This window comes from Psychrobacter sp. (assembly GCF_049295055.1).
Classification (GTDB): domain Bacteria; phylum Pseudomonadota; class Gammaproteobacteria; order Pseudomonadales; family Moraxellaceae; genus Psychrobacter.
Genome location: NZ_JBAQQF010000049.1, coordinates 57,138 through 82,343, shown reverse-complemented (window position 1 = coordinate 82,343; position 25,206 = coordinate 57,138). Strand labels below are relative to the sequence as shown.

Below are 25,206 nucleotides of genomic sequence, written 5' to 3'. Positions count from 1 at the left end.
ATACTCATTATCGCCATATAGTGGTCTCTCACCTTTATTAGTAGGTTGTGCCTGTCTCTATGTCTAAAGCCAATTTGACCCATCATTTCTTAATTGCAGCACCAGAGCTGTCAGACCCAAGGTTTGAGCAGGCGCTTATTTATATCTGTCGTCATGACAAACATGGGGCGCTCGGTCTGATGGTCAACCGTCCGCTGGAGCAATCTCGGGTGGGTAAGTTGCTCGAAGATTTAGATATTGAAGTGACTGATCCGCAAGTGATGGATGATGTGGCGTTAGAAGGCGGTCCTATGTATCCTGAAGTCGGCTTTGTATTGCACACCGGACAGCCAGAATGGGCGTCATCATTTGGTATTTCAGAAAATGTCTGCATCACCACCAGTCAAGATATCCTGACACGCATCGCAGCTGGTCAAGGGGTTGGGCATTACCAGTTATGCTTAGGTCACGCCAGCTGGGGCAAAAAACAACTTGAACGTGAGCTTGATAACGGCGATTGGTTGGTCTGTCCTGCTGATTTAAACTTATTGTTTGAAACACCCTTTGAAGAGCGCTGGCAAATTGCCGCTGATAAAATTGGCGTTAATTTTGACTATCTCAGCAGCGATATCGGTCATGCTTAGCACCGTAGGCTTAGCAAATATAGAAATAAAATAGGACATATCCCTTATTATGGTAGATAGCACTCTTATAACAGATACTGATACTGATACTGATACTGATACTAGCGTTGCTGAACCAGCTGTTAAGCCGCATCTTATCTTGGCCTTAGATTATGGGGTCAAAAAAATGGGCATGGCACTAGGCAATAGCCTAACTGAAACAGCGCGTGCCTTTGATATCTTAGCGATGAATAATGGACAACCTGATTGGGATAATTTACTCGGTATCATTAAAGTTTGGGGCGTTGCAAAAGTAGTCGTTGGACTACCGCTCAATATGGATGGCAGCAGCTCAATGCTCTCAAAACGGGCGCATAAGTTTGCCCGTCGTCTAGCCCATAGAATAATGGAGCAGCATTTACCGGTAACCGTAATACTCTGTGATGAACGCTTAACCTCAGTGGGAGCGCGTGAGATAGCTTGGGAAAATGGTTGGATTCAGAATGAGCGCGACCCGATTGACGATATTTCTGCTTGTATCTTGATGTCGACCTATTTTGCCGATCCTAGCAGCAGTATCGCCATCGACGCGATTAAAGCCGATTAATTGAGCGCCAGTTTTATTTTTCATGTATGACCAATATCTGATACATCCTCGATCTAAACGGATAAATGACTGATTACTATGACCACTGTCTCAAACCAATCCTTGCAAAATAACTCGCAACATGGTTTTGCGCCGTTAGCTATCGCTCGAATTAAAGGCGCCCAGCGAATAAATCAAATAGCCATTTATCTTATTTATGCAGCGATTATTGCGTTTATGGTCTTTGGTACGATTGCCAGCATCAAGGCATTTCATGACAATCAGCTGCTGTATCGGTTATTCTTTAATCTACCTTATGCGCTAATTGCGCTCACCATTCCACTGACGTTATATGATGCGTTTATTATCTATCGCTATCGTCTTAATCAGGCATCGATGGTCATAATGACGATTGGTGTATCAAGTATTATCCTTATCGGCGGGCTGTTATTTGCTGATACTGCTTGGCTAGGCTTGGCGTCATGGCTTGGCGTGGCGTTTTTATTTAAAGTGAGCTTCAAGCGTTTCTTTGATTTTTTAGAAGTGGCGAACTTGCCTGAAACTAATGAAATGCTAGAAACAGAAATTAACACTGATACTGTTATTGCCACTGACCCAGAAAATAGTCCTTTATAAAAGTGTGCATAAAAATCATAACTAAACAGGCTATCAGCTATCAGCTATCAAGCTTATCTCTCAAGTTTATAAAACAGTAGGTTTATAAAATAAAAACTATGACAACTTCAACACTAGATATCTCTATTAACCATCATTTAGATACCCAAGGCCTGATTTGCCCTGAGCCAGTAATGATGCTCCATAAGACCATACGTAAAGCAGATGGTGGCGATCTTATCGAAATAATCGCTACCGATCCGGCGACCACGCGCGACATTCCTAATTTTTGTCGTCATTTGGGGCACATACTTGTGCATCAAGAAACGCTAAATGAAGCACCAACCTATCGCTATTTAGTAAAGAAAAAGAGTGCCTAATAGTTTTTAGCGTAATGGATAACGCCAAAATATCTTTTGTATTTAAGATACCTTGGCATTATAGAGAACATATCATTTACAGGTTAAGGTAGGCCACGTGTTAGCAACAGAAAAGCAGTATGTGCAGTGGTTTGAGAACGAAACGTTACGTCATGCCCGCTGGTTGTCCCAAAGCAATCAAGTGCCGCCTGCGCGTATTGTTTTGGTCGACGACAAAACAACCGCCGATGAAGCTTATCGCTTGGCTTGCGCGGGCACGTCAATGCTGTGGTACGGTGACTTCCATAATGCTAGGCAACTACTACAAGCGCTTACTCGACGCATTGAGCATAGTGAGCAGCGCAAAATTAGCAAAGCGGCTAATAAACAGGATAAATCTGCTGGATCTCCTCATTCTGATAAGTCTACGGCTGAATCTTTAGTAACCCCTAAAATAATACCTAACTTGTTTCATCAGCAACGCCAAGCCCAAGCCCAACGTTCGCGCCTATTAAGCCGTTTGCTATTAAAGCTAGATGCCGGTTATATCAGCCAGTTACGTCGTGCTCCTGATGTGCGTGCTGCCTGTACTGCTGCTTTTGGCCAGTTAGATGAGAGAATGGATGAGTCGTGCTTACTCTCGTTTCGTGATCTGCAAGGGGCGCTTGGCGCAGCGGGATGGCGCGCGAAAGGCGTCCCGATCAAGCCTTTAAACTTATCAATTTTCCCGCATTATGGTGTTTTTGCGCCAACGCGTCATGAGTATGTGCAGTTGTTGCTTGATGCACCGTTGCCGGATACTTGTAGGGTCGCCTTTGATATTGGTACTGGAACCGGTTTGCTGGCCATTATCTTGGCGCAGCGCGGCGTAAAACAGATAATTGCGACGGACTTGAATCCGCGTGCTTTGGCCTGCGCCAGCGAGAACTTTGCGCGTTTAGAGTTATCTGCCGTGCATTTGCAACAAGCTGATTTGTTTCCGACTGACGCGCCACTCGCCAATCTGCTTGTCTGTAATCCACCGTGGTTGCCCGCTAAGCCAACCTCACCATTGGAATACGCAGTCTACGATGCCAATAGCGCGATGTTACGCGGGTTTTTGCAGGGCGTAAAACAGCATTTAGCCGAGCAGGGAGAAGTTTGGTTGATTCTGTCAGACTTAGCGGAGCATTTGCAGTTGCGCAGCCGTGATGAATTATTGGGCTGGTTTTCAGATGCCGGTTTAGCGGTAAAATACCGTCTCGATACCCAACCTAAACACGGTCGCAGCCAAGACGAAACGGATCCTCTATTTGCTGCGCGTAGTGCGGAAATCACTTCTTTATGGTGTTTAGTACCTTTTGATAATTGAAGTAATACCTGAATAGCGCCTGAAGCATAAAACTGTTTAGCAAAAATCATTTAGCATTATCAAGTGATAAATTTCTAAATGAGTTAACCCATCCTTTCTTATACAACTACTGAGTATTGTCTTATGAGCCGCGACCGTGCCGTACAGCAGCGTCAACCAAAAGCGCTAGCCGTCGATGACGAGCCGACTTATATGACTGAGTTTCGTCAGGCGATGCTGGCTCGTGGTCTAGCGACTCGTACGCGTAATGCTTATGTGCGCGACTTACGCTCTTGTGAGCTGACCAGTCATACCGCACTGACACTTTGGCAGCCTGATGATGTGCTGCATTGCTTATCAACTTTCACCGTCGAGGGCAAAACACCGCGCACTCAAGCACGTATGCTCTCCAGCCTACGTCAGTTTTATCTATGGATGATTGCTAGTAATCTGCGTGAAGACAATCCTTGCGAGCGTATCAAAAGCCCAAAGATTGGTCGTCCACTACCAAAAGATTTAGCCGAAGCTGATGTTGATAGCTTGCTTGCTGCGCCCGATAGCAGCACTGTGCTCGGACTACGTGATAAAGCCATGCTAGAGGTGCTATATGCCTGCGGTCTACGCGTCAGTGAACTGGTCAATCTATCACTTGAGCAAGTGAATCTAAATTCAGGTTGGCTACAAATCACAGGTAAAGGCAATAAAACCCGTTTAGTTCCATTAGGGGAATATGCAGCAGATGCACTTGAAGACTATCTAAACCATGCTCGCGGTGATTTGATTGCCCATCTAAAAGCAGGAAACTGCCAAGCAGTCTTTCTAACTGCGCAAGGTGGCTATATGACCCGGCAAAACTTTTGGTATCTGCTGAAGAAATATGCCAAAGTCGCCAGTATTGATAAAGACTTATCACCGCATACTCTACGTCATGCTTTCGCTACCCACCTACTCAACCATGGCGCGGACTTACGTAGCGTACAGTTATTACTAGGACATAGTGATTTATCAACGACGCAGATATATACCCATGTGGCGACGGCAAGATTGCAGAAGTTGCATGCTGAGCATCATCCGCGAGGTTAAATGACTGCTGCATCAAATATCCTTAACAATGGACGCCTTCTCCAAGAAGTACTTATAAATAAACGTAAAAAACGGCATTATCATTGATAATGCCGTTTTTTCACATTTATTAAATAACTATTAGAAATAGTAATCTTATTTATACTTAAGACAATTGTTTTAGCTTCTAATTTACGTTTTTATAGTAATAATGAGGATAAGTTTGCGTACTCGGTGCCTTTTGACAGCACATAACGCTTATTGGTTTCGCCATCGGTCAAAAAACCACCAAACGTTTGCGATACAGCGCTAAACAGAATAATACTGACAGCAGACAATGCCTCTTCAGCCAACTCTTCAGTGTGTAATAATTCTTTAGCTTTTGCCACACTAATCACCGCGCAGCTTTCATTCTCACTGAGACGTGGATTAGCTTCTTCATTATAGTTTTTATAACAAAAAGCGATAGACACATATTCATCAGAACCAGACAGCTCAGCGAGGTAAGCTTTATCGATAGTTTTTACCGCTTCAACACATTTGACAGCCGGTTGTTTCTTGAGTGGCTTGATACGTTGACTATGTACGATATGAATAAACGTTTCTTGTGCTGGATTTATTTTCTTAGACTTCATATTTAAGCATCCTTTCTTTTTAAGTAAAGCTTAGCGCATGTAAGCTTAGTGAGCTGGTATACCTCCTATTGTGACAGGAAGTCCTCATCATAAGACGTCACTATAATAAATAGTTGACCAATCGGTTAGCTTTCTAAGTATTCCATAGCTTCCATAAGTATGCTATAGCATTTGCGATATAAATGCGTAAATAAGTGATTTTAAGTGTCTGGAAGACATATGCGGAAGGTAATTGGACTTTTTTATCGTCTAAGCGATAATTACATAGCTTTTTTTAGCTTTGGTTTAAGCTCATATAGTTTATTTCAGCACAAAAGATACGTACAAATCTTTGCCGTTAAATTGCTTTAGATACTCACTAGCCTTATTAATGTTGTCCTCAACATTCACTTAATATTATTTAAATTTAACACCAATCACAACTTCTACCAATACGTAGCTGCAAACTCACCTTTTTCTCGTTACAATACTCGTCATGATATACATGTTGCCTGATTGGGCCATGCACTACTTTTCACCTAATTCATTATTCGAGAACTCCATGAGCCATAGACCTCCTGCTGACCTATTAGAAAAAGCAAAACATTGGCGCGAAGATATCAATTTTCGCCAAGATGTACTGGGCAAGCCTTTTGACTTTGCGACCACGTGGGGCATCTTTTCTCCGCAAAAGCTTGATGATGGTAGCTTGATGCTACTCGATTACGTGGATTTTCAGCAGGATGATGACTCAATAGATTTGGGCTGTGGTTATGGCGTACTAGGTATGACGGCAGCGCGCGAATGTCCAAACGGTAAGCATACTTTAATTGATAAAGACTTTATGGCAGTAGAGTATGCGCGCCAAAACTGCGAAAAAAATGGTCTAAATAATGTCGATGTGCATTTATCGAATGGTTTTAATCATGTGGATAAAGCGAAAGATTTTAGTCTTGTAATGTCGAACTTGCCAGCCAAAGTAGGTAAAGAGCAGCATTATCTGTATTTCCTTGATGCTCACGCGCGTATGCGTAAAGGTGGACGCTTTTATGTAGTGACCATTAATGGCTTACGTCAGTTTATGAAACGCTCATTTACCGAAGTATTTGGCAATAGCGAAAAAGTAAAACAAGGTAAAACTTACACCATTACGATGGCGACCAAAGATTAAGCGCTTACTATGAAATAGTGAAAGTTGAGTCATAAAAAAGCACGCTAAATCATCATGATCTAGCGTGCTTTTTTATGACTAAATTTTTAGAGTTACATCGTTTTGAGAATTACATCTGTCGTTTTAATAAATACCCACCCAATATCGCACTAGCGATAATCGGTAATATCACCATCAGTAACGGCGAAAAACCCGTCGCCAGCGAAACAAAGCCGACCAAATCCTGCACATAACTAAATAGCAAACCAAATAATAGTGCTACGACAATACGCAAACCCAGGCTATGCGTACGCAATGAGCCAAAAACAAAGGAGCAGGCAACAATCACCAGTGACAAGATAGACAACGGTGACAGCAGCTTTTGCCAAAACGCCAGCTCATGGCTTAGAGAGCGAGTGCCTTGTTGGCGCATAAACTGACGGTGCTCATATAGCTGAGTCAATGATAAGTCCTCAGCTTGGCGTGTTAGCAAATATACCGATTCAGGGGCAAACGGCAGACTTAAGGTATCTGATGGTGAGACGGCTTGGCTACTCTCGAAACCTTGGTTGATAGTCAGCTTGGTCATGTTATTGAGCTGCCACTCGTAACGATATTGCTCGCTCGGTTTGCTACTAGCAGCATCAAGTGGCTCGCGCCCAATATATTGTCCGCCCTCAGCATGAACGGCCGTTTGCAAGTTACCATTGTTATCCAAGTGCCAACGCTTTACCTGACCGATATTACCTTTGACGTCGGCATAATCGATATACAAGATGTCACTGCCATCCGGCTTTGTATTGCCGTCCTCTGCACCTTCAAAACGCGGCTGCACCGTCCAATAACCGCGTACTGAGGTGACCAATGAGCTGTTATCTTCACTATTAATAGCTGTTGCCAATTGGTTGGAATAAGGTAAAACAAACTGGTTAATGAATAATGCTAATATCACAAAAATCAGCGCTGGCTGCAATACCCATCCAACAATGCGATAGACACTGACGCCAGCGGCACGCATTACGACCAGCTCGCTGTTATTAGCGAGCAAGCCCAAACCAACAACCGCACCCAATAGCGCACCCGTTGGGATAAATTGCTCTAAAAAATAAGGTGAGCGATAAAAGATATATTTGATCGCCTCACCCATCGTATAATTATCATCTAACGAATCAAGCTCTGATAAATAAGAGAATACCAACTGTAATGCCCACAGCCCTATGACCGCGGCGATAATCGCCAGCAAAGCATTGAATTTGACATAGCGACTAAGTACTTTTAAGTTAGTCGGTTTTGGGCTAAGTAGCGATTTGGCATTTGGCGAATGCGGCTTTAAAGATTTAGAGAATAGAGCGCTCATTAGGATTGCTCTCCTTGTGAGCCACTATTTTGATTATCAGTAACCGTTGAAAGGTCATGCTCTGGCTTGCGAAAGCGCAATCGATGCTGCACGCGGCTACCCCAATTCATATAAAGTGCCAATGCCATAAATCCTAATATGAGCCATGCATAGGCCCAAACGCTAACGCTGCCTTTGCCGACTGCATTTTTGAGCGAAATGATACCGAGCGCACAGCTGACAAACAATAAAATAGAAGGAAACAGCCGCAACCAGCGACCTTGACGCGGACGTACTTGCGCCAGTGGTACGGCAAGCATCGGCGCGATAATCATCAGCCACGGTAGCGATAAGCGATAACCAAGCTCGCCTTGCGCCGCACGCATCGCATTGTTACTGCCCACTTGTGCATTGCCAGTAGCCGCTTGCCATAACGGACCAATCGCTTGCGTCTCGATATTGTCTTCGGTGATGACTTCTTTAGACGATTCCGTCAAGGTGATACGATAACGATCAAAGCCTACTTGATTGTATTTTAGACTACCTGCGCCGATTTCATAACGGCGACCTTGGAACAGATCCAATTGAGTGACGCCACTATTGCCGGTGTCTACTTGCTCAGCACGTTTGGCAAGCGTGATGGTATCTTTACTAATATTGGACTTATTGGCAAGCGCTGTTGGCAATTCAGGAATATTGAGCTGTTCGGTAGTTTCGGGATCGATGTTGTTTTTAACATCCATAGCAGTATCTTTAGCAGTATTATTTTTAGCCACACTACCCTTTTTCTCAGGCTCAGACTGGATAAGTATCACATCTTGCAATTGCTTTTTATCATCACTCAAACTGCCAACATACAGATGATAATTGCCACTACTGATAAACTGATTGGGGCGGATTAAATCAAAGGCACTGGTCAGCGCTTGCTGCTGCCAAACATTCTCAGATGAACGTACACCCCATGGTTTACCAACGATAGATAAAGCCGCTTCACCCACGAACAATGCCAAAATCAATGGGGTCATCAAGCGCCCAAGCCTGCCGCGCGACACGCCACTAGCATTAATTACCGCCATTTCTTGGTCGACATACAGCCGTCCAAATACCAGCATTAATGCAATAAAAAATGCTAATGGTAAAATCAGCTCTAAGAAATACGGTAAGTTATAGCCAATGATGGTAAATAATAAACCGATATCCAAATTACCTTCAGCTGCGATACCAAAATAGCGGATCAAACGACCACCAAGCATCATCACCACTAAAAACCCCAAGACCAATGCGGTCGTTGAGGCAACTTGTTGGGTCATATAGCGGCGTAATATCACAGTAGGTACTCTTAGCGGTTGTAGCGGTTGGCGTTCGTGCGGTTCGTCTGTATTGGTAAAGTCAGTTAGGATTGAACAGAGACGATAGGCATAACCGCTAATGCTAGCATATTTCTATAAAAAATAGCGTGGAAATGTGTTTGAAAACATTACCTAGCCCTTACTGATAACGCCTTTATTACTTGCTAATTAACAGGGTCAAGTTAGGACATAACTGCGCTATTTAAAACAGAGCCGTACTATCTAAGACATAACCGAACTATTTAAAGAATAACTGCACTAACTAAGACATCATGATTAAGTCGCTAATGCATGCTTTCACATTGAATTTGTGTACTGTACGTATCACGTACTGAATCCTAGCAGCGTTAGTTGTTAGTATTTAACGTCAGTTAGCATGCAAAATTATTTAAGATCTAGTATCTATACTCATCTCTTTTACTGATTAACGGAGCATAAAATGTCTATTCCCTCTACCTTGCTTGGATTAGCTGGCGGTCAATTTAATGAGCTTGATTGGTCGAAATGCGCGATTGTCATGATTGATTTTCAGAATGAATATGTTGATGGCGCGATGCCATTGGGTGATTCCGGTAGTAAAGCCACTGCAAACGCTCGCCTGCTACTCGATAAAGCTCGAAAAGAAGCTATTCCGATATTTCATATCGCCCATCACGGTCAGGATAATGACAAGGTTTTTGATCCATTATCGTCGAAGGTAGATATTGTTGATAGTTTGCAGCCCCTTGATGGCGAAAAAACTATTGTTAAAATGCATCCTAATGCCTTTTATGATACCGAGCTTCAAGCGCTTATAAAATCAGCTGGCAAGCAACAAATTATTTTTGCAGGTTTTATGAGTCATATGTGCGTCAGCTCAAGCGCCAGAGCGGCCTTTGATTTGGGTTTTGAGAGCTTTGTCTGTCATGATGCCTGCGCCACTCGCGATCTGCCTAGTGTTAACGGACAAACAATTACTGCGAGCGTCATGCATGATAGTGCGATGGCAGCACTGCAGGATAGATTTGCCGCTTTAGTAGCGACTGATAAACTGATTAATGGCTAACTGCAGATGGTAAAACAATGCAGGCAATAGCTTTAGAAACATTCCCTAACCCTTGCTAACTGCGCACTTAACAGTGATATGCTACACTACTACGCTTGTTTGATACGTGCGCTGATTAAAATTCGCTACTCGTTTAACTTTGATACCGTACCGTGTCCGCACTTTTAAAAAAATACATTCATCTAATAAGGATAACAATATATGAATATTAAATTAACCCAGCATTTACCAAAGACGCATACGCAAAAAATACTTAAAAAAGAAGCTAAAGACAAGGATGATTCTTGTTTAGTCGTTTTGGTTGATGATAAGAAAAACGTACTTGCCGCATCTGCTTTAACTGATTATCAAGCACGTATTGAGCAACTAATTGAAGTCTCACATTTTAAAGGTAAAGCCTGTGAAACGGTCGCTGATTATGCTTTGGCAGGTGATAAAAAAACCACCAAAGAAAATCCAGTGCAATTATTATTAGTTGGTGTTGGTTGCTGCGACAAGCTTAATAACACCATCCTACAGAAAATTGCCAATACCATTTATCAAAGCACACACAAACGGGTTGCTTCTATTACCGTTGCTTTGGGCGATACTCTAGAAGAAAACCAATTTGGTCAGTTTGCCCTTAATCTGCTGGCAGCTAGCTATCGCTTCGACAAGTACAAATCTGAGCAACAAACGCCTGTCTTAACAGATATCTATTTACTGGCTGATAAGTCTTTAGAAGCTTCATTAGCGTTTGCGCAAGCGGTCTTTACTGGTCAAAGCTTGACCCGTGATGTCGCTAATGAGCCGGGTAATATTTGTTTCCCAGCCTACATGGCAGAGCAAGCTCAAGAATTGGCAAAAACTTATCCGGATCTTTTAAAAGTGACGGTACTGGGCGAAAAAGAGATGTCAGCGCTGGGTATGGGCTGCTTTTTAGCCGTATCGCAAGGCTCTACCAAAGAAGGTCAACTGGTACTTTTAGAGTATCAAGGCAAGTCTAAATTTAGTGCTAGTACTGTTTCTACCAAAAATGGCAACAGCAGCGCAAAAGTAAGCGGCAGTCTAAAAGCCCTGACTGATAAATTACCCATGAAAAAGGCCGGTAAAAAAGCCGACAAAAACAGTGAAGGCAATACCCAAACTGCAAACGATGGCGCTCCTATCGTACTAGTCGGTAAAGGCGTGACCTTTGATTCAGGCGGTATCTCAATCAAGCCCGGCGCGGCGATGGATGAGATGAAATTTGATATGGGCGGTTCTGCATCGGTATTGGGTACCATTAAAGCACTATGCGAAGCGCGTCTACCGATTAATGTCGTTGGCGCTCTAGCTTGTGCTGAAAACATGCCGTCAGGTGATGCGACTCGTCCAGGCGATATCGTCAAAGCCATGAACGGTAAATCTGTCGAGATTTTAAATACGGACGCTGAAGGTCGTTTAGTATTGGCAGATACTTTATGCTACGTCCAACGCTATAACCCCTCTGTCATCATCGATGTGGCGACCTTGACTGGCGCTTGTGTGGTTGCATTAGGTCATGTACGCTCAGCAGTATTTAGTAATGATGAAGACGTGTTATTTGCATTAGAAAATGCCAGTAACCAGTCGGGTGATTTAGTTTGGCACATGCCAATGGATGACGAGTATCAAACGCAGATCGATTCGCCTATCGCCGATATGCAAAATATCGGTGGCAAAGGCGCAGGTGCTGTGACTGCTGCATGCTTCTTGTCGCGTTTCGTTGAAGACGGTCAAGCATGGGCGCATTTGGACATTGCTGGTACGGCATGGATTTCAGGCGCTGAGAAAGCGGCGACCGGTCGTCCTGTACCGCTATTTATGCAGTATCTAAAAAACAGCGCAAATATGGCATAATATGTTGATGAAAAACTAATTTATGAAAACTAATTTATGAAAATCAGTTTATGAACATTAGCTTTTATGTTTTAAGTGAGAGTAAAGCCCAAGATTTCTTGGGCTTTATTTGTCAGCTGACCCAAACGGCGCTCAATAAAAGCAGCCAGTCGTTATTAATCCTTACTGAGGATGAAACGCTACTTGGCGAGCTTGATGAGGCGCTTTGGGCACAAGACGAAGCCAGCTTTATTCCTCATCAACGACTTTTGGGTTCTAATACTGAAGGCGTTGATACGGATATTACTAATATTGATATTAATCATCAATTATTAGCACCTGTTCTGCTTGCTAGCTATATACCAGCCGATTTTAAAGGTATCGTACTTAATACCACCATACATCCGGTGAACACCTTTATGGCTGCAACCAATAATGCTCAACCCACTCGGGTACTTGAGCTTATAAAACCTGACGCGACTAGCATGCAAGAAGGTCGTCACAAGTATAAAAGCTATCAACAATTGGGCTATGAGCTGACCCATTTCAAAGTTTAATGAATCAAATCTCTTTATTGCTAACAATAAAAACCATCCTATTTTCCTTATACAACGCTTCTCTCTTAGCTCCACAAGCCTGTTCATGTGAGGGCTAAAGTTAGGCGCTTATCTTAAAAAATGCTACCATCCTTCGACTAATTTTCCGTTTTCGTTATAAGCTTCTTATTTATTGACTAAGTCGAGGGTGTATAGATGCGTTCATTGATTGCGACGTACCAGCGTATAGGGCTGGTACCGCTCATTATTATCGGTTTAATATTAGGCGTGTTGATTGGTTGGTTAGCGCCAAGTATTGGTATTGCACTAGGATTGTTAGGGACGCTATTTGTTGGTGCCCTAAAAGCCGTGGCTCCAATACTGGTATTTATCTTGGTCATGGCTGCCATCAGCCAACATCGTAGTGGTAGCGAAGTCTACGTCAAACCTGTCATCATCATGTATATGTTCGGCACTTTTTTGGCTGCGCTGACTGCCGTAGGCGCAAGCTTCTTATTTCCAACACAGTTGGTGTTAGTCAATGCAGTTATTGAGCAAGTACCACCAGCTAATCTAAAAGAAGTCCTAACCAACCTGCTACTAAATCTAGTTGCTAATCCGGTTAATGCGATCGCTGAAGCCAATTATATTGGTATTTTGGCTTGGGCAATTATCATCGGCTTTGCGCTACGTCAAGCCAGTGATACCGCACGTACCGTAGTCAGTGATTTTTCAGATGCCATCTCACAAGTGGTCAAGTGGGTTATTGCCTTAGCCCCTTTCGGTATCTTGGGCTTGGTCGCCAATACTGTCGCGGAAACAGGTTTTTCTGCTTTGGCAGGTTATGCACGTATCTTAATGGTATTGGTCGGCTGTATGCTGTTTATCGCTTTAGTCGTTAATCCATTAATTGTCTTTGTTAAGACTGGCAAAAACCCATATCCGCTAGTCTTTACTTGCCTGCGTGAATCAGGAATTACTGCATTTTTTACTCGCAGTTCAGCGGCAAACATTCCGGTTAATATGAACCTAGCACGCAAATTAGGTCTGCATGAAGATACGTATTCAGTGACCATTCCGCTGGGTGCGACCATTAATATGGCGGGCGCAGCGATTACGATTAACGTCTTAACACTTGCTGCAGCACATACACTGGGTATCGAAGTGAGCTTTGCTTCGGCGCTATTATTGAGCCTTGTTGCGACGATCAGTGCTTGCGGTGCCTCTGGTGTCGCTGGTGGTTCATTACTACTGATTCCACTTGCCGCCAGTTTATTTAGTATCCCAAACGACATTGCTATGCAAGTGGTTGCGATTGGCTTTATCATCGGTGTTATACAAGACTCGGCAGAAACAGCATTGAACTCATCAACTGACGTGTTATTCACCGCTGCTGCTGATCCAAAATACTCTCGTTAATAGTCACTATCATTTAAAAAATCGTTATTTATAAGAACAAAAAAGGGCATCTATCGCCCTTTTTTATTGGCTAGAATTTATATGTGTCTAAATGCAATACAATCTCAAACTATTGCTTTGAACAAGAAAATCATTATATATAGTAAGGGTTTGAAGCTTAACAAAACCGCACATACCACCATACGTATGCTTTAGAAACACAGTTATACTGCACTCACCATTCAGGCTCTAGTTGCAAAATTTGCACTATCTCAAAGTCATTTTTATCACCTCGTCACTATTAATTCTAGCGCCCAATAGCGCCTACTTATAAAAGACCATCATGTCTTGCTACCCTGACCATTTATGGCAAGGGGTTTTTACCTATCATTAAAAGAAGTCAACATGAGCATTAACAGAAAAATGAACATTGCCAGCTTCAATTTCACTATATCCTGCATTACTCGTTTAACTTACATAGTCTACACGACCCGCATGACTATAACTTGTATAGCCTCTATGATAATAGGAGCGCTAACTATATGAGTATCATGGATGATAAAGAACCTGTTTCTACTACTTCGGGTTTACCTATTTGGAAGCTACTAGCATTCACATTAGCAGGCTTCCTCGCTATTATGACTGAGACCATGCCAGCAGGTCTGCTGCCGCAAATCAGTGAATCCTTAGGGGTATCCAAAGCGCTAGCAGGCCAGCTGGTAACTTTTTATGCGTTGGGCTCTGTGCTTGCCGCGATACCTGTTATTGCTGCCACCCGTAGTTGGAACCGCCGCCGATTATTCTTGCTAGCAGTTGCTGGACTATTAGTCTTCAATGTCATCACAACCTTATCCAGCCATTATGCCATCATTATAGCGGCACGCTTTGCTGCAGGCATGGCAGCTGGCGTGATATGGGGACTACTACCCGGCTATGTACTACGGATGGTAGCGAATAATGTTCAGGGACGTGCGTTAGCAATAGCTGGTGTGGGCCAACCTATTGCACTAGCCGTTGGGGTGCCTTTAGGAACCTGGCTAGGTTTGTTATTCGACTGGCGCGGTGTATTCTGGATTATGTCAGCGCTAACATTGTTATTATTAATCTGGGTGCGTTTAGCGATACCTGATTTTGCAGGTCAATCGGATAAAGAACGCCTGCCAATCCGGCGCATTTTCTTGATGCCAGGTATCCGCCCCGTACTGCTCACGTTATTCGTCTGGATAACCGCTCATAACCTCCTTTATACCTACATTGAGCCCTTCCTAGCCTCAGTAGGACTGGCAGAGCGAGTGGATGTAGTGCTGCTACTGTTTGGCATTGCCGCTATGGTAGGAATTTGGCTCACTGGACTGTTAGTCGATCACTGGCTTCGTGCAATGGCTTTGATAAGTTTAAGTGCGTTTGCGGTAGCAGCATTAATATTAGGCTTCTCTGGTGGCTCCACTGCTATTGTACTAATCGGCATAGCGATATGGGGACTCACCTTTGGCGGCGCACCGATCATGCTACAAACTGCGCTAGCAGGTGCAGCCGGTGAGAATGCCGATGTCGCACAGTCTATGTTTGTGACGATATTTAATCTATCGGTAGCTGGTGGTGGAGTGGCAGGTGCGCTGCTATTAAATCGAATTGGGGCGGTATCCTTCCCGTGGGCAGTGCTCGCTTTAGCGCTAATAGGGCTATCAATAGTATGGTCAGCTAGAGAAAATGGGTTTAGAGCTAAGAAACGAGACGCTGCAACCTAATTCTGAATATGCGGGACTAAGTGATAACTTAAGTAATCAATTAAGTAACCATTCAGCTCAGCTATTTCAATTATTATTAAAAACAAAAAAGGGCATCTATTGCCCTTTTTATATTCTATTCATACATACTTTTTAATATATATCTGGACGCAAGCTCAGTCATGCTAATAAATTACTTTGAGTTAAAAGACTATTTTAAAGTGCTGACTTCTACTTCAATCATCGGCGTTTCTACTTCCCACTGACGCTTAAACTGGCGCAGCTGCTCAAGCTCATCTAATAGCTCAAGTATCAAACCAATAGCAGGGACACTGGCTTCAAAGTCACGGCTCAAGCGGGACGCGCGGCGCACAGTAGTCAGCTGATAGCCGCTGAACTGTTCACTTTCAGGCACGTCATACTCAATAATACTTTCTTCAATCAAAGCAATAACCCATTGGCGCTCTTGACCACAGGCAGATATCAGCTCATCTAAGCTCATGATAATGTCGGTTAATTCGGGCGAGTGTTTCATAGTTATTATCCTCGTTTGCTCTTCATTTCATCGTTATCGTATGGTCATTATTCATCTCTAACACGGTTAAATCATGGCGGCTATTAACGGTTAATACTGGTATCGGCAAAGGCTTGCTTTAGTTGCTCATAAGCTTGGGTTGCCGCTTCAGTGTTGATCTCTGGATTGACAATATTCAAGGTTAAGTATAAATCGCCGGCTTGCTTAGCAGGGATACCTTTACCTTTGAGACGAAGATTACTACCAGACTTGCTGTTTTTTGGAATAGTGACGCCTAACGTTCCTGCTGGGGTGGTGACGTTGATTTTTTCACCGAGCGCCGCTTCCCATGGGGTGATGTTTACGGTTTGATAAACATTGGCGCCTTCTAGGCGAATATTGTCGGCATGGGTAATTTTAACTTTTAAGAATAAATCACCATTTTTGCCGCTACCACTACCAGCAGCACCTTGTCCTGTCAGGCGGATTTGTTTGCCATCAGTGATGCCTTTAGGAATTTTAATTTTGAGCGTTTTATTGTCATAGCTGACGTTGCCGTTAGGCTGACGGACGGGAACGTTCAATTTGATACTATAGTCATCGCCATTATAGACCGATGCCAAATCGACGTTGATTTCTGCATGTTGGTCTTGACCTTTGCTATCTTGCGGGCCAAAGCCACCACCGAATTGATCGAAGCCACCCTGCTGTGCTTGACCGCCAGCTTGCCCACGTGCACCGCGACCAAATGCGGAAAAGATATCATCGAAGCGAAAGCCGCCACCACCAAAAGCTTCACCTTCACCAAACTGACCTTTCATATCTTCCCAGCCTTGACCGCCGCCAGACTGCCTATTAGAGCTGCCACCGAAGCCGCCTTGACCGGCAAATGGATTGTTTAGCATGGCGTCATATTCAGCACGCTTTTCTTTATCTCTGATGGTTTCATAAGCGTTATTAATCACCGCAATCTTATTATCAGCGTCCGGATCGTCGCTGACATCAGGATGATATTGGCGGACGAGCTTACGGTATCTTTTTTTAATATCGGCGTCCGAGGCGTCTTTTTTGACCCCTAAAATATCATAGTAGTTTTTCTCTGCCATGTTGTGTTCCTCAAAATAAGACATGTTAATAATAATGGGTTGCCAATTGTAAACATACAATGATAAGAATACGTTTTTGATATAACAGGTTGTGAACTTAGCCTACTAACAATAATAGCGCTAAAAAAACCAAATACCGTTATAGAAATATTACCAGTAACGGCAATCGTATTTAATAATGATGACATTTACTGATATGAATTTTCATCGCTTATAGATTGCAGACAATAGCATGCAAGAGAAATTTACCTGAGTAAAACGCTATTTAGCGTCGCTTCTTTTTATTCTTGACTGCTAATACAAGCAAATAACTGACGTAAATACTATTCATAATAGCGATTGTATAAACATAGTAAAATACGCATATAAAAGCTAACTGGTTGTTAAAAAACAAATTTTGACCTTAATAGTTCTTTTACAGAGCTGTAATAATAGGACAAGTTACTTCTTGTAAGATACTTTGTATTATTTGTACTCATAGGGAGTGTGAATAACATAGGCAAAAGTATCTGTCTATCTCATCAATAGAATACAGGTTTTAAATGTCTTATTTAATTAAGTCTTTGGTTATCACGTTATCACTATTATTAAGTACCACCGTTTTTGCCGGGAACACCAGTTACTATGGTAGTAAATTCCATGGTAAACGTACTGCTAGTGGTAGTATCTTCAATATGAACTCCCTCACCGCCGCACATAAAACGCTGCCGTTTGGTACGAAGGTACAAGTGACTAACCAAAAGACAAAGCAGAGCGTGATCGTAAAAATTACAGATAGAGGACCTTTTATTCGCGGTCGAATTCTTGATTTATCGAAAGCCGCTGCTGGTCAAATAAACTGTCAGCTTTGTACGACTACGATGAAAATCCTCTCTTATGGTGATGGTAAATATCGTATGCAATAAGCACATAAAATAATAAAAAGGGAAGGCATAAGCCTTCCCTTTTTAATGACTAAACTTTATCACTTGGTTTCGATTAAAAAATAAGTGATAAGTGTTTTGCAATGCTAACCAATACTGGTACCGGCTTCCATTTCTTCTAATGTCGTCATTGCTAGCAATAATTTTTCTTCATTATCATTATGTTGCTGCTGTAGTGCGGTTTGCTCGTTAAGTAGTTTCATTAAATCAGACTTACGGCTTTCTTCATAAAACTCGGTATTGGCAAGCTTTGTTTCAAGAGTCGCTAATTTTTCGTCAATTTGAGCCAGCGCTTTTTCTGTATTTTCGATATCACGGCGAATAGGCGCGGTTAACTTACGTTGTTCAGCGGCAAATTTGCGCTGCGCATCTTTGCTCAGCGCAGGTTGAGACTCGTTATTCCCAACTTGCTTATTAAGCTCACCGTCATTCGTTTCACGTGAAACAAATTTCTTACTCTCTTTTTTGCTTTTTTTCTTACTGGTATTCTTATCTTGCGAATTTTCTTGCTTACGCTTTTCTGCAAGCCATTTGCCATAGTCACTGATGTCACCATCGAACTCATCGATTTGACCATCATGTACCAAAAACAGCTCATCACAGACGTTAGCAATCAGCTCGCGGTCATGCGATACCAGCACCACTGCTCCTTCAAAGCCCTGCAAAGCGATGGTCAATGCTTGACGCATTTGTAAGTCTAAATGGTTGGTTGGCTCATCGAGTACAAGGACGTTCGGACGTTGCCAAACAATCAATGCTAACGTTAAGCGCGCACGCTCACCACCTGAAAATAGCTCACTCGGGGTATCAATACGGTCGCCACGGAAGTCAAAACCACCCAAAAAAGACCGTAATTCAGCGTCTGATGTTTTACCAGCCAAGCGGCGCATCATCTGTAGCGGAGTGGCGACAGCATCTAACGCATCCATTTGATGCTGATTAAAGTAGCCAAGTTTGAGCGTATCCGAGACATTATAAGTGCCCGTTAATACGCCAAGCTCACCCACCAATGCTTTAATCAAAGTCGATTTACCTGCGCCATTCATTCCTAGCAGCCCGATACGAGTATCAGGGGTGACTTGCACATTGGCGTTATAAAGCAGCGGTGTGTCGCTATAGCCAATATCCGCATTGGTCAGCTCAATCAGCGGCGAGCTCATGTTAGCTGGTTCATAAAAACGGAACGAGAACGGGTTGTCGGCCATCATAGGTGACAGCTCTGCCATGCGCTCAAGCTGCTTGATACGGCTCTGCGCCTGTTTTGCTTTACTGGCTTTAGCGCGGAAACGACGAATAAAGTCATCCAAATGTGCCTTAGTCGCTTCTTGCTTCTCAAAAGCTTGCTGCTGCTGCGCCATACGCTCATGACGCGTGCGAATAAACTGCTGGTAGTTACCAGTATAAAGGGTGATTTTTTGCTGCTCAACGTGCAAGATATGACCGACGGTATTATCCAAAAACGTTTGGTCATGCGAGATGACAATGACAAGACCTGTAAAGGCATTAATCCAAGTCTCTAACCACAAAATTGCATCCAAGTCCAAATGGTTGGTTGGCTCATCAAGTAGCATTAAGTCTGCACGGCTCATCAAGGTTTTGGCAAGGTTTAGACGCATACGCCAACCACCCGAAAACCCTTCTACTGGTAGCTCATGCTGGTTAGTATTAAACCCTAAACCTGCCATAATTTGCGCAGCTTTGGTTGGTGTACGATAACCATCAATTTCATCAAACTGCTGATGCAATACCCCAATCTGCTCATCACTGACGCTGCTCAAATCATTTAAAGCAGCGTTAATCTCGTACCACTGCTCATCACCGCTCAGTACATAATCAATCGCGGTCTGTGTGGTTGCACCAACTTCCTGTGCCATGTGCGCCACATGCCAACTATCAGGAATACTCACTTCGCCCTTATCAAGCGTCACTTCGGTATCGCCAGTACCCATTCGTGTCAATAACAAGGCAAATAAGGTCGATTTTCCGGTCCCGTTATTGCCCGTCAAGCCAACTTTATGGCCCGGATGTAGCTGGAAGCTTGCGCCCGCAAACAACTCACGACCATCACGGCGAACACCAACGTCTTTAAATTCGATCATATAATTTCTTCATCTCAGCGGTAATATAAAACATAAGGCAATAGGAAAAACATACGTCTGGCATGTTTACTGGCGGCTATTATTTCAAACGCCTAACCGATAGGCAAACAATTAAATAAGTATTTTAAATTCAAACCTTTATACTGCTAAATATTCTGTACTGTCAGTCAAAAATAATTAACGCATATTACCCTTTTATATAATAGCAAACGCTGTTGTCACCCTTGACAAATCAATCATTACCCCAATTATGTTATACTAGCAAAACACTATTGACATCATGCAGTTAAGTACTGACAGCCTTAATCTTAACCTAACGGCTATACCACAGTTGCCAGCGAAAATAACCAGCACTATCCAGTATCAATAGACGACCTCGCGTCAGTAAAAAATAATATCATTTGATTTTAGCAATTGAGGTAGACATGAACCAATTTGACCCAAGCTCAAGCCAACCTGTAGATCCAACCGTTTTAAACCTAACCGATAGCGCTGCCCAAAAAGTACGTCGCCTGCGCGAAGAAGAAGGCGATAGCAATCTGATGCTACGTGTCTATGTCACTGGCGGTGGCTGCTCAGGCTTCTCTTACGGCTTTAACTTTGCTAATGAGCTCAATGAAGATGATGCTAATTTTGATAATAACGATGTCACCTTGGTGGTCGATTCGTTAAGCTATCAATATTTACAAGGCTCTACCGTTGACTATACTGAAGGCTTAGAAGGCGCGCGCTTTGTCGTGACCAACCCTAATGCCACCACGACTTGCGGCTGTGGTTCATCGTTTTCTATTTAAGCCAATATTCCTATGCAAAACCGTTGAATTGAGAGCGGTTTATTGATGAGCTATTTATTTGAACGCTTATAACTTACTAGCGCCCTATTTAATCGCTTTTCATAATGGCTGACAACTTAATAGCTTCCAGCTCAGCAGCCGTTATAAACAGGATAATTTGTACCTTAAAAAGATTGGGACAGAATATAGTGTGCATTCGTATACTAAAAAATGCATTTTTTACCGCTAATCCGGTTAAAAGTGCGTTTAGTCGGTTTACAATTGTATTACTATGAGGATATGCTTAAATGCTCGCTTCATTTAAGTAGTTGCACTACACAATCCCATATTGTGATTACTTATTATAAGATTTTGCTTTTAAATAGCATACTGGCTCATTGCTATAGAAGCGGTCGTTGGTTTGATAATTCGTTAGGCTGGTATTTGTGCGTCAATATGAATCATTTTATGATGCCATTAGCACAATAAATATTATAAAACCTAACCCTGATGTCAAGCGCCAATAACTGAAAAGCAATCCTATTCATATCCCAAAATAGTTAAGGTACACTCACATGGCTAAGTTATCACTTGATGCATTGAACGACATTGACGGCTTTATCGCAGCAGCATTAGTAGACAGCGAATCAGGTCTCGCATTGGCAACCCTAGGTTCTGGTATTGACCTTGAGCTTGCCGCTGCTGGTAACACTGACGTATTACGCGCTAAGCGTAAAGTCGCAGAATCTTTAGGTTTGAACGAAAACATCGAAGATATTCTCATTACTCTTGGTCAGCAATATCATTTGCTACGTCCATTGGTACGTAATGACACTTTGTTCTTATACTTAGTACTTGATCGCCAAAAGTCTAACCTTGCTTTGGCACGCCATAATCTAAAAAGCTTTGAGACAGAACTGGACTTCTCGTAAGTCTTTTATGCCTCGAAAACAATTATCAATCCATTTGTGACTTCTAAAAAACTACTGCATGAATTGATGATACTTAAAGCACCTACCTTATCCGTAGGTGCTTTTTTTGCTTCATATAATGCCCAATTCATGACCTGATGAAGCTTACTGGTTTTGTAATTTCGCGTAGTTTTTAGACTGGCTTTGGGCTAAACTGACGTGATTATCTCACCCCTTTTACGATCGGACAGCAATTATGTTTCGATCGACCATCACCAATTAACAATAGATGACCATTATGAGTAATTTTGCGAGTAGCTTTGTCGATTTTGATATTCCAAACTGGTTTGCCAGCAAGCACTTAACCGGCATGCTACGCGGTATCGAAAAAGAAGGTCTACGCGTCAAGCCTGATGGTTATTTGGCACAAACGCCGCATCCAGCCAAACTTGGCTCGAAACTTACCCATCCATTTATCACGACCGATTACTCAGAAAGCTTGCTTGAGCTGATTACTGACCCTAAGTCGTCGCCAAAAGAGACGCTTAATATGCTGCGTCAGCTGCACTTATTGGTTTATAAAGGTATGCCCGAAGATGAGCTGATGTGGCCTCTGTCCATGCCTTGTATGCTGTCTGCTAATGATGAAGATATTCCACTGGCAGACTATGGCAGCTCGAATACGGGTAAGCTAAAAACCTTATATCGTAGTGGGCTCGGTATCCGTTATGGTCGCCGGATGCAAACTATTGCTGGCTTACATTACAACCTATCATTTGGTGATGATTTATTTTCAGCGTGGCAAGATCAAACACCAGCGGCGCAAGCGCTCACTCTAACAGAGTTTAGAAATGATAAGTATTTGGGTCTTATCCGTAACTTTAAACGTCTAACCAGTCTGGTGCTGTACTTATTAGGAGCAAGTCCTAGCGTGTGTCCCTGCTTTGTCGCAGGAATTGATCATGACCTAGAACTGTTTAATGACTCAACCTACTACAAGCCCACTGCAACTAGCCTGCGTATGGGTAAGCTTGGCTATACCAATAGCGTGCAAGAACATCTTGATATTCGTTATAACAATCTACCAGAATATGTCGACGGTCTACGCCGCGCCATTCAAACACCGCATGCAAGCTTTGAGAAACTGGGTTTAGATGACGAGAATGGCAACCCTATTCAAATCAATAACCATATTCTACAAATAGAAAATGAATACTACAGCCCTATTCGCCCTAAGCAAATTGCTCTAAGTGGTGAAACACCGACCGAAGCGCTTGAGCGTCGTGGTATTGCTTATGTTGAGTTTCGCGCTATTGATCTAGACCCTTATAGCGATATCGGTATCCGTCTGTCGAGCGCCTGCTTTTTAGAAGTGATGGCGCTCTACTGCCTACTCAGTGATTCGCCTGAATTGATGCCAGAGGAAGAAGAAGCATTGGCCGTCAACATTGAGCGCGTCGTCAATGAAGGTCGCCGTGAAAACCTGCAAATCCTCAATAATGGCACTGAGCAATCACTTGAGAGCTGGATGCTCATGCATTTGAACCGTATGCAGCCGTTGGCTGAATTACTTGATGCCCATTATGGTGGCAACGATTATCGTGTGGCAGTGGCCTTGATGCAAGGTAAGGCAGGTCACTCTGAATCGACCATCTCTGCACAAGTGAACTCTGATAGTAAGCGTTTGGGCAGTTTATGGCAGCTAGGCTTTACCCTGGCTCAGCAGCATCGCGACTCACTATTGCAGCAAACACTCAGTCCAAACACCCAAGCCAAATATGAAGTGCTGGCCGAAAAATCAATCTTACAGCAAGCTGCGATGGAAGAAGCCGAAACAGAAGACTTTATGGATTTCTTACAGCAATATCGCTAATTACTTACACACTTTTGCTGTACATTTTTTCATTCATCAACGCGCATTTTATAAGAGTATTTGTCCCATGCTACAGCTGACCACCTACCGCAATCTGCAAATATTTTTAGTGCTAATGGCCGTTATAGGTATGAGTTTTGCGCTGTTTTTCTTACAGCGCTATATGGGATTTTCACCTTGTCCGCTTTGTATTTTTCAGCGTATTGGGCTGATGGTAATGGGCGGCTTTGCGTTAATCGCGGCTTTATTCAATCCCAAATCAATGGTCATCAGATTACTATTATGGCTTGGTAGTCTGGCAGGTATCAGTTGGGCAGCTGCAGTCGCAGGGCGCCATGTTTGGCTACAGCATTTGCCAGCTGATCAAGTTCCTTCCTGTGGTCCAGGTTTAGATTATTGGCTCGATACCTTACCCATGCAGCAGGTATTATCAGAAGTTTTTGCCGGCTCTGGTGAATGTGCGTCTATTGAGTGGACGTTTTTGGGATTGAGTATCCCTGAGCAGTCCTTGATTCTGTTTAGCATCCTGATACTAACTCATCTACTAATATTATGGCGTATCGTACGACCTGCTATCTCTAACCGTCACGCTTAGTAAACGACTGACAGTTATCATAGGTTCATCAGCTACAACCCTTTAAAAACGAAACAGTCGCTCTTAACACATAATTTAACGAAGTCAGGCTCGCACAGTTTACTTATTATCGTTAAGCTAGTCATTATCATGATTTTTACTATCGCTTTAGATCATGCATAATGCTGGCAATATTTAAAAATACTATTTAAAAACGGTTTTTTGGTATCACTATGATATATTTTTCGCCCGTCTCCTTATCTACTCTGGCCGTCATCAGACGCTGTATGCGCCCACTATTGGCAGTGCCAGTATGTATACTGCTTATGAGCTGCGACAGTGCGTCATCTTCTACCAATAATAAGATGACTCAAGGTGCACCGATTAATAGTACACAGAATACTAATGCGGAAAATGATGATGCTGTTGCACAAAAAAGCGATGCTAAAGATTTAGCGGATGAAGTGAGTAATGAGGAAGGACAATCACTTATTGCCTCTGCCAACGCAAACGCGAGGTCGCATAACTCACCGATGATTTCAGCATTGAGTAGCGATAGTACGCTGCAAGCCACGTTAATGGGTGATTATGGTGGCGTAGTGCCATGCTCATCTTGCGAAAGTATCAATATTACTTTGAATTTATTTGCTGATGGGTCTGTACTAAAAACCAGTCTCTTTAATAATGCTGAATCGCCGCAACCAACCTTAGTTGAATCCGGTGTCTATCGTCAAGACAGTGATGTGATTACGATTGTTTATGAGAGCAAAGAGATCGAAACCTACCATATCCAAGACAGTCATTTAGTTATGATGGATGAAAGCAAAAATCCTGATGAAGACTATACGTTGTCTCGTATATAAACAAACACCTGAATAAAGAAAT

At 42.9% G+C, this 25,206-nt stretch carries 24 protein-coding genes; 18 read left to right on the top strand and 6 right to left on the bottom strand.

Going from position 1 to position 25,206, the window contains the following annotated elements:
* Positions 1-59: 59 nt before the first annotated feature.
* From WAZ74_RS07045 to xerD, 6 genes are all read left to right on the top strand, one after another.
* Positions 60-623, top strand: a complete 564-nt coding sequence (locus WAZ74_RS07045; RefSeq protein ID WP_422307240.1) for a YqgE/AlgH family protein — start codon at positions 60-62, stop codon at positions 621-623.
* A gap of 49 nt (positions 624-672) precedes the next feature.
* Positions 673-1,209 (top strand): Holliday junction resolvase RuvX, encoded by a 537-nt coding sequence (ruvX, locus tag WAZ74_RS07040; RefSeq protein WP_422307238.1) that lies wholly within the window; start codon positions 673-675, stop codon positions 1,207-1,209.
* Between the two features lie 78 nt (positions 1,210-1,287).
* Entirely contained in the window at positions 1,288-1,824 is a 537-nt protein-coding gene (locus WAZ74_RS07035; RefSeq protein ID WP_422307236.1) for a hypothetical protein, read from the top strand.
* Between the two features lie 98 nt (positions 1,825-1,922).
* A complete protein-coding gene (gene tusA, locus WAZ74_RS07030) occupies positions 1,923-2,183 on the top strand; it encodes a sulfurtransferase TusA (protein ID WP_422307234.1) in 261 nt (86 codons plus the stop codon).
* A 97-nt stretch (positions 2,184-2,280) separates the two neighbouring features.
* Complete coding sequence (locus WAZ74_RS07025; protein ID WP_422307232.1) at positions 2,281-3,513, top strand: methyltransferase; 1,233 nt, start codon at positions 2,281-2,283, stop codon at positions 3,511-3,513.
* Between the two features lie 123 nt (positions 3,514-3,636).
* On the top strand, positions 3,637-4,575 hold the full coding sequence (gene xerD / locus WAZ74_RS07020) for a site-specific tyrosine recombinase XerD (RefSeq protein ID WP_422307230.1): 939 nt from the start codon (positions 3,637-3,639) through the stop codon (positions 4,573-4,575).
* 179 nt (positions 4,576-4,754) lie between these two features.
* On the opposite strand, the gene WAZ74_RS07015 is transcribed toward xerD, so the two are convergent.
* Positions 4,755-5,189, bottom strand: coding sequence for a hypothetical protein (locus WAZ74_RS07015; RefSeq protein WP_422307228.1), 435 nt, complete (start codon positions 5,187-5,189; stop codon positions 4,755-4,757).
* 541 nt (positions 5,190-5,730) lie between these two features.
* On the opposite strand from WAZ74_RS07015, the gene WAZ74_RS07010 reads away from it, so the two are divergent.
* Positions 5,731-6,339, top strand: coding sequence for a class I SAM-dependent methyltransferase (locus WAZ74_RS07010; protein ID WP_422307226.1), 609 nt, complete (start codon positions 5,731-5,733; stop codon positions 6,337-6,339).
* Between the two features lie 109 nt (positions 6,340-6,448).
* On the opposite strand, the gene lptG is transcribed toward WAZ74_RS07010, so the two are convergent.
* Positions 6,449-7,675: an LPS export ABC transporter permease LptG gene (lptG, locus tag WAZ74_RS07005; RefSeq protein WP_422307224.1), complete on the bottom strand. Its 1,227-nt coding sequence runs from the start codon at positions 7,673-7,675 to the stop codon at positions 6,449-6,451.
* A complete protein-coding gene (locus WAZ74_RS07000) occupies positions 7,675-8,964 on the bottom strand; it encodes an LPS export ABC transporter permease LptF (protein ID WP_422307222.1) in 1,290 nt (429 codons plus the stop codon). Before WAZ74_RS07000 ends, lptG begins: the two co-directional genes overlap by 1 nt.
* A gap of 478 nt (positions 8,965-9,442) precedes the next feature.
* Between WAZ74_RS07000 and WAZ74_RS06995 the strand changes: the two genes are divergently transcribed.
* The 5 genes from WAZ74_RS06995 (at position 9,443) to WAZ74_RS06975 (ending at position 15,569) form a co-directional block, all read left to right on the top strand.
* Positions 9,443-10,048 carry a cysteine hydrolase family protein gene (locus WAZ74_RS06995; protein ID WP_422307220.1) on the top strand — a complete coding sequence of 202 codons (606 nt, stop codon included), beginning with the start codon at positions 9,443-9,445 and terminating at the stop codon, positions 10,046-10,048.
* A 201-nt stretch (positions 10,049-10,249) separates the two neighbouring features.
* Positions 10,250-11,908: a leucyl aminopeptidase gene (locus WAZ74_RS06990; RefSeq protein WP_422307218.1), complete on the top strand. Its 1,659-nt coding sequence runs from the start codon at positions 10,250-10,252 to the stop codon at positions 11,906-11,908.
* 50 nt (positions 11,909-11,958) lie between these two features.
* A complete protein-coding gene (locus tag WAZ74_RS06985; RefSeq protein WP_422307216.1) occupies positions 11,959-12,444 on the top strand; it encodes a DNA polymerase III subunit chi in 486 nt (161 codons plus the stop codon).
* 195 nt (positions 12,445-12,639) lie between these two features.
* On the top strand, positions 12,640-13,842 hold the full coding sequence (sstT, locus tag WAZ74_RS06980; protein ID WP_422307214.1) for a serine/threonine transporter SstT: 1,203 nt from the start codon (positions 12,640-12,642) through the stop codon (positions 13,840-13,842).
* 521 nt (positions 13,843-14,363) lie between these two features.
* Entirely contained in the window at positions 14,364-15,569 is a 1,206-nt protein-coding gene (locus WAZ74_RS06975; RefSeq protein WP_422307212.1) for an MFS transporter, read from the top strand.
* A gap of 190 nt (positions 15,570-15,759) precedes the next feature.
* On the opposite strand, the gene WAZ74_RS06970 is transcribed toward WAZ74_RS06975, so the two are convergent.
* Both WAZ74_RS06970 and WAZ74_RS06965 read right to left on the bottom strand, forming a co-directional pair.
* Positions 15,760-16,083: a chaperone modulator CbpM gene (locus WAZ74_RS06970; RefSeq protein ID WP_422307210.1), complete on the bottom strand. Its 324-nt coding sequence runs from the start codon at positions 16,081-16,083 to the stop codon at positions 15,760-15,762.
* Positions 16,084-16,166: 83 nt separating this feature from the next.
* The gene (locus WAZ74_RS06965) at positions 16,167-17,168 is read right to left on the bottom strand and encodes a DnaJ C-terminal domain-containing protein (RefSeq protein WP_422307208.1); all 1,002 of its coding nucleotides are present in this window, start codon (positions 17,166-17,168) and stop codon (positions 16,167-16,169) included.
* A gap of 542 nt (positions 17,169-17,710) precedes the next feature.
* Between WAZ74_RS06965 and WAZ74_RS06960 the strand changes: the two genes are divergently transcribed.
* On the top strand, positions 17,711-18,073 hold the full coding sequence (locus WAZ74_RS06960; RefSeq protein WP_422307206.1) for a septal ring lytic transglycosylase RlpA family protein: 363 nt from the start codon (positions 17,711-17,713) through the stop codon (positions 18,071-18,073).
* 104 nt (positions 18,074-18,177) lie between these two features.
* Here the strand turns inward: WAZ74_RS06960 and WAZ74_RS06955 are convergent, their stop codons facing one another.
* Positions 18,178-20,190 carry an ABC-F family ATP-binding cassette domain-containing protein gene (locus WAZ74_RS06955; protein ID WP_422307204.1) on the bottom strand — a complete coding sequence of 671 codons (2,013 nt, stop codon included), beginning with the start codon at positions 20,188-20,190 and terminating at the stop codon, positions 18,178-18,180.
* Between the two features lie 425 nt (positions 20,191-20,615).
* Between WAZ74_RS06955 and erpA the strand changes: the two genes are divergently transcribed.
* The 5 genes from erpA to WAZ74_RS06930 all read left to right on the top strand — a co-directional run bounded on the left by erpA (position 20,616) and on the right by WAZ74_RS06930 (position 25,184).
* A complete protein-coding gene (gene erpA, locus WAZ74_RS06950) occupies positions 20,616-20,984 on the top strand; it encodes an iron-sulfur cluster insertion protein ErpA (RefSeq protein ID WP_089555628.1) in 369 nt (122 codons plus the stop codon).
* A gap of 554 nt (positions 20,985-21,538) precedes the next feature.
* Positions 21,539-21,895, top strand: a complete 357-nt coding sequence (locus WAZ74_RS06945) for a roadblock/LC7 domain-containing protein (RefSeq protein WP_422307200.1) — start codon at positions 21,539-21,541, stop codon at positions 21,893-21,895.
* A gap of 268 nt (positions 21,896-22,163) precedes the next feature.
* A complete protein-coding gene (gshA, locus tag WAZ74_RS06940; protein ID WP_422307198.1) occupies positions 22,164-23,747 on the top strand; it encodes a glutamate--cysteine ligase in 1,584 nt (527 codons plus the stop codon).
* Between the two features lie 67 nt (positions 23,748-23,814).
* Entirely contained in the window at positions 23,815-24,342 is a 528-nt protein-coding gene (locus WAZ74_RS06935; protein ID WP_422307196.1) for a disulfide bond formation protein B, read from the top strand.
* A 212-nt stretch (positions 24,343-24,554) separates the two neighbouring features.
* Positions 24,555-25,184: a copper resistance protein NlpE N-terminal domain-containing protein gene (locus WAZ74_RS06930; RefSeq protein WP_422307194.1), complete on the top strand. Its 630-nt coding sequence runs from the start codon at positions 24,555-24,557 to the stop codon at positions 25,182-25,184.
* Positions 25,185-25,206: the final 22 nt, after the last annotated feature.

Coding starts and splice junctions, on each gene's coding strand:
- WAZ74_RS07045 (WP_422307240.1), top strand. CDS start 60: ATGTCTAAAGCCAATTTGACCCATCATTTCTTAATTGCAGCACCAGAG.
- ruvX (WP_422307238.1), top strand. CDS start 673: ATGGTAGATAGCACTCTTATAACAGATACTGATACTGATACTGATACT.
- WAZ74_RS07035 (WP_422307236.1), top strand. CDS start 1,288: ATGACCACTGTCTCAAACCAATCCTTGCAAAATAACTCGCAACATGGT.
- tusA (WP_422307234.1), top strand. CDS start 1,923: ATGACAACTTCAACACTAGATATCTCTATTAACCATCATTTAGATACC.
- xerD (WP_422307230.1), top strand. CDS start 3,637: ATGAGCCGCGACCGTGCCGTACAGCAGCGTCAACCAAAAGCGCTAGCC.
- WAZ74_RS07015 (WP_422307228.1), bottom strand. CDS start 5,189: ATGAAGTCTAAGAAAATAAATCCAGCACAAGAAACGTTTATTCATATC.
- WAZ74_RS07010 (WP_422307226.1), top strand. CDS start 5,731: ATGAGCCATAGACCTCCTGCTGACCTATTAGAAAAAGCAAAACATTGG.
- lptG (WP_422307224.1), bottom strand. CDS start 7,675: ATGAGCGCTCTATTCTCTAAATCTTTAAAGCCGCATTCGCCAAATGCC.
- WAZ74_RS07000 (WP_422307222.1), bottom strand. CDS start 8,964: ATGACCCAACAAGTTGCCTCAACGACCGCATTGGTCTTGGGGTTTTTA.
- WAZ74_RS06995 (WP_422307220.1), top strand. CDS start 9,443: ATGTCTATTCCCTCTACCTTGCTTGGATTAGCTGGCGGTCAATTTAAT.
- WAZ74_RS06990 (WP_422307218.1), top strand. CDS start 10,250: ATGAATATTAAATTAACCCAGCATTTACCAAAGACGCATACGCAAAAA.
- WAZ74_RS06985 (WP_422307216.1), top strand. CDS start 11,959: ATGAACATTAGCTTTTATGTTTTAAGTGAGAGTAAAGCCCAAGATTTC.
- sstT (WP_422307214.1), top strand. CDS start 12,640: ATGCGTTCATTGATTGCGACGTACCAGCGTATAGGGCTGGTACCGCTC.
- WAZ74_RS06975 (WP_422307212.1), top strand. CDS start 14,364: ATGAGTATCATGGATGATAAAGAACCTGTTTCTACTACTTCGGGTTTA.
- WAZ74_RS06970 (WP_422307210.1), bottom strand. CDS start 16,083: ATGAAACACTCGCCCGAATTAACCGACATTATCATGAGCTTAGATGAG.
- WAZ74_RS06965 (WP_422307208.1), bottom strand. CDS start 17,168: ATGGCAGAGAAAAACTACTATGATATTTTAGGGGTCAAAAAAGACGCC.
- WAZ74_RS06960 (WP_422307206.1), top strand. CDS start 17,711: ATGTCTTATTTAATTAAGTCTTTGGTTATCACGTTATCACTATTATTA.
- WAZ74_RS06955 (WP_422307204.1), bottom strand. CDS start 20,190: ATGATCGAATTTAAAGACGTTGGTGTTCGCCGTGATGGTCGTGAGTTG.
- erpA (WP_089555628.1), top strand. CDS start 20,616: ATGAACCAATTTGACCCAAGCTCAAGCCAACCTGTAGATCCAACCGTT.
- WAZ74_RS06945 (WP_422307200.1), top strand. CDS start 21,539: ATGGCTAAGTTATCACTTGATGCATTGAACGACATTGACGGCTTTATC.
- gshA (WP_422307198.1), top strand. CDS start 22,164: ATGACCATTATGAGTAATTTTGCGAGTAGCTTTGTCGATTTTGATATT.
- WAZ74_RS06935 (WP_422307196.1), top strand. CDS start 23,815: ATGCTACAGCTGACCACCTACCGCAATCTGCAAATATTTTTAGTGCTA.
- WAZ74_RS06930 (WP_422307194.1), top strand. CDS start 24,555: ATGATATATTTTTCGCCCGTCTCCTTATCTACTCTGGCCGTCATCAGA.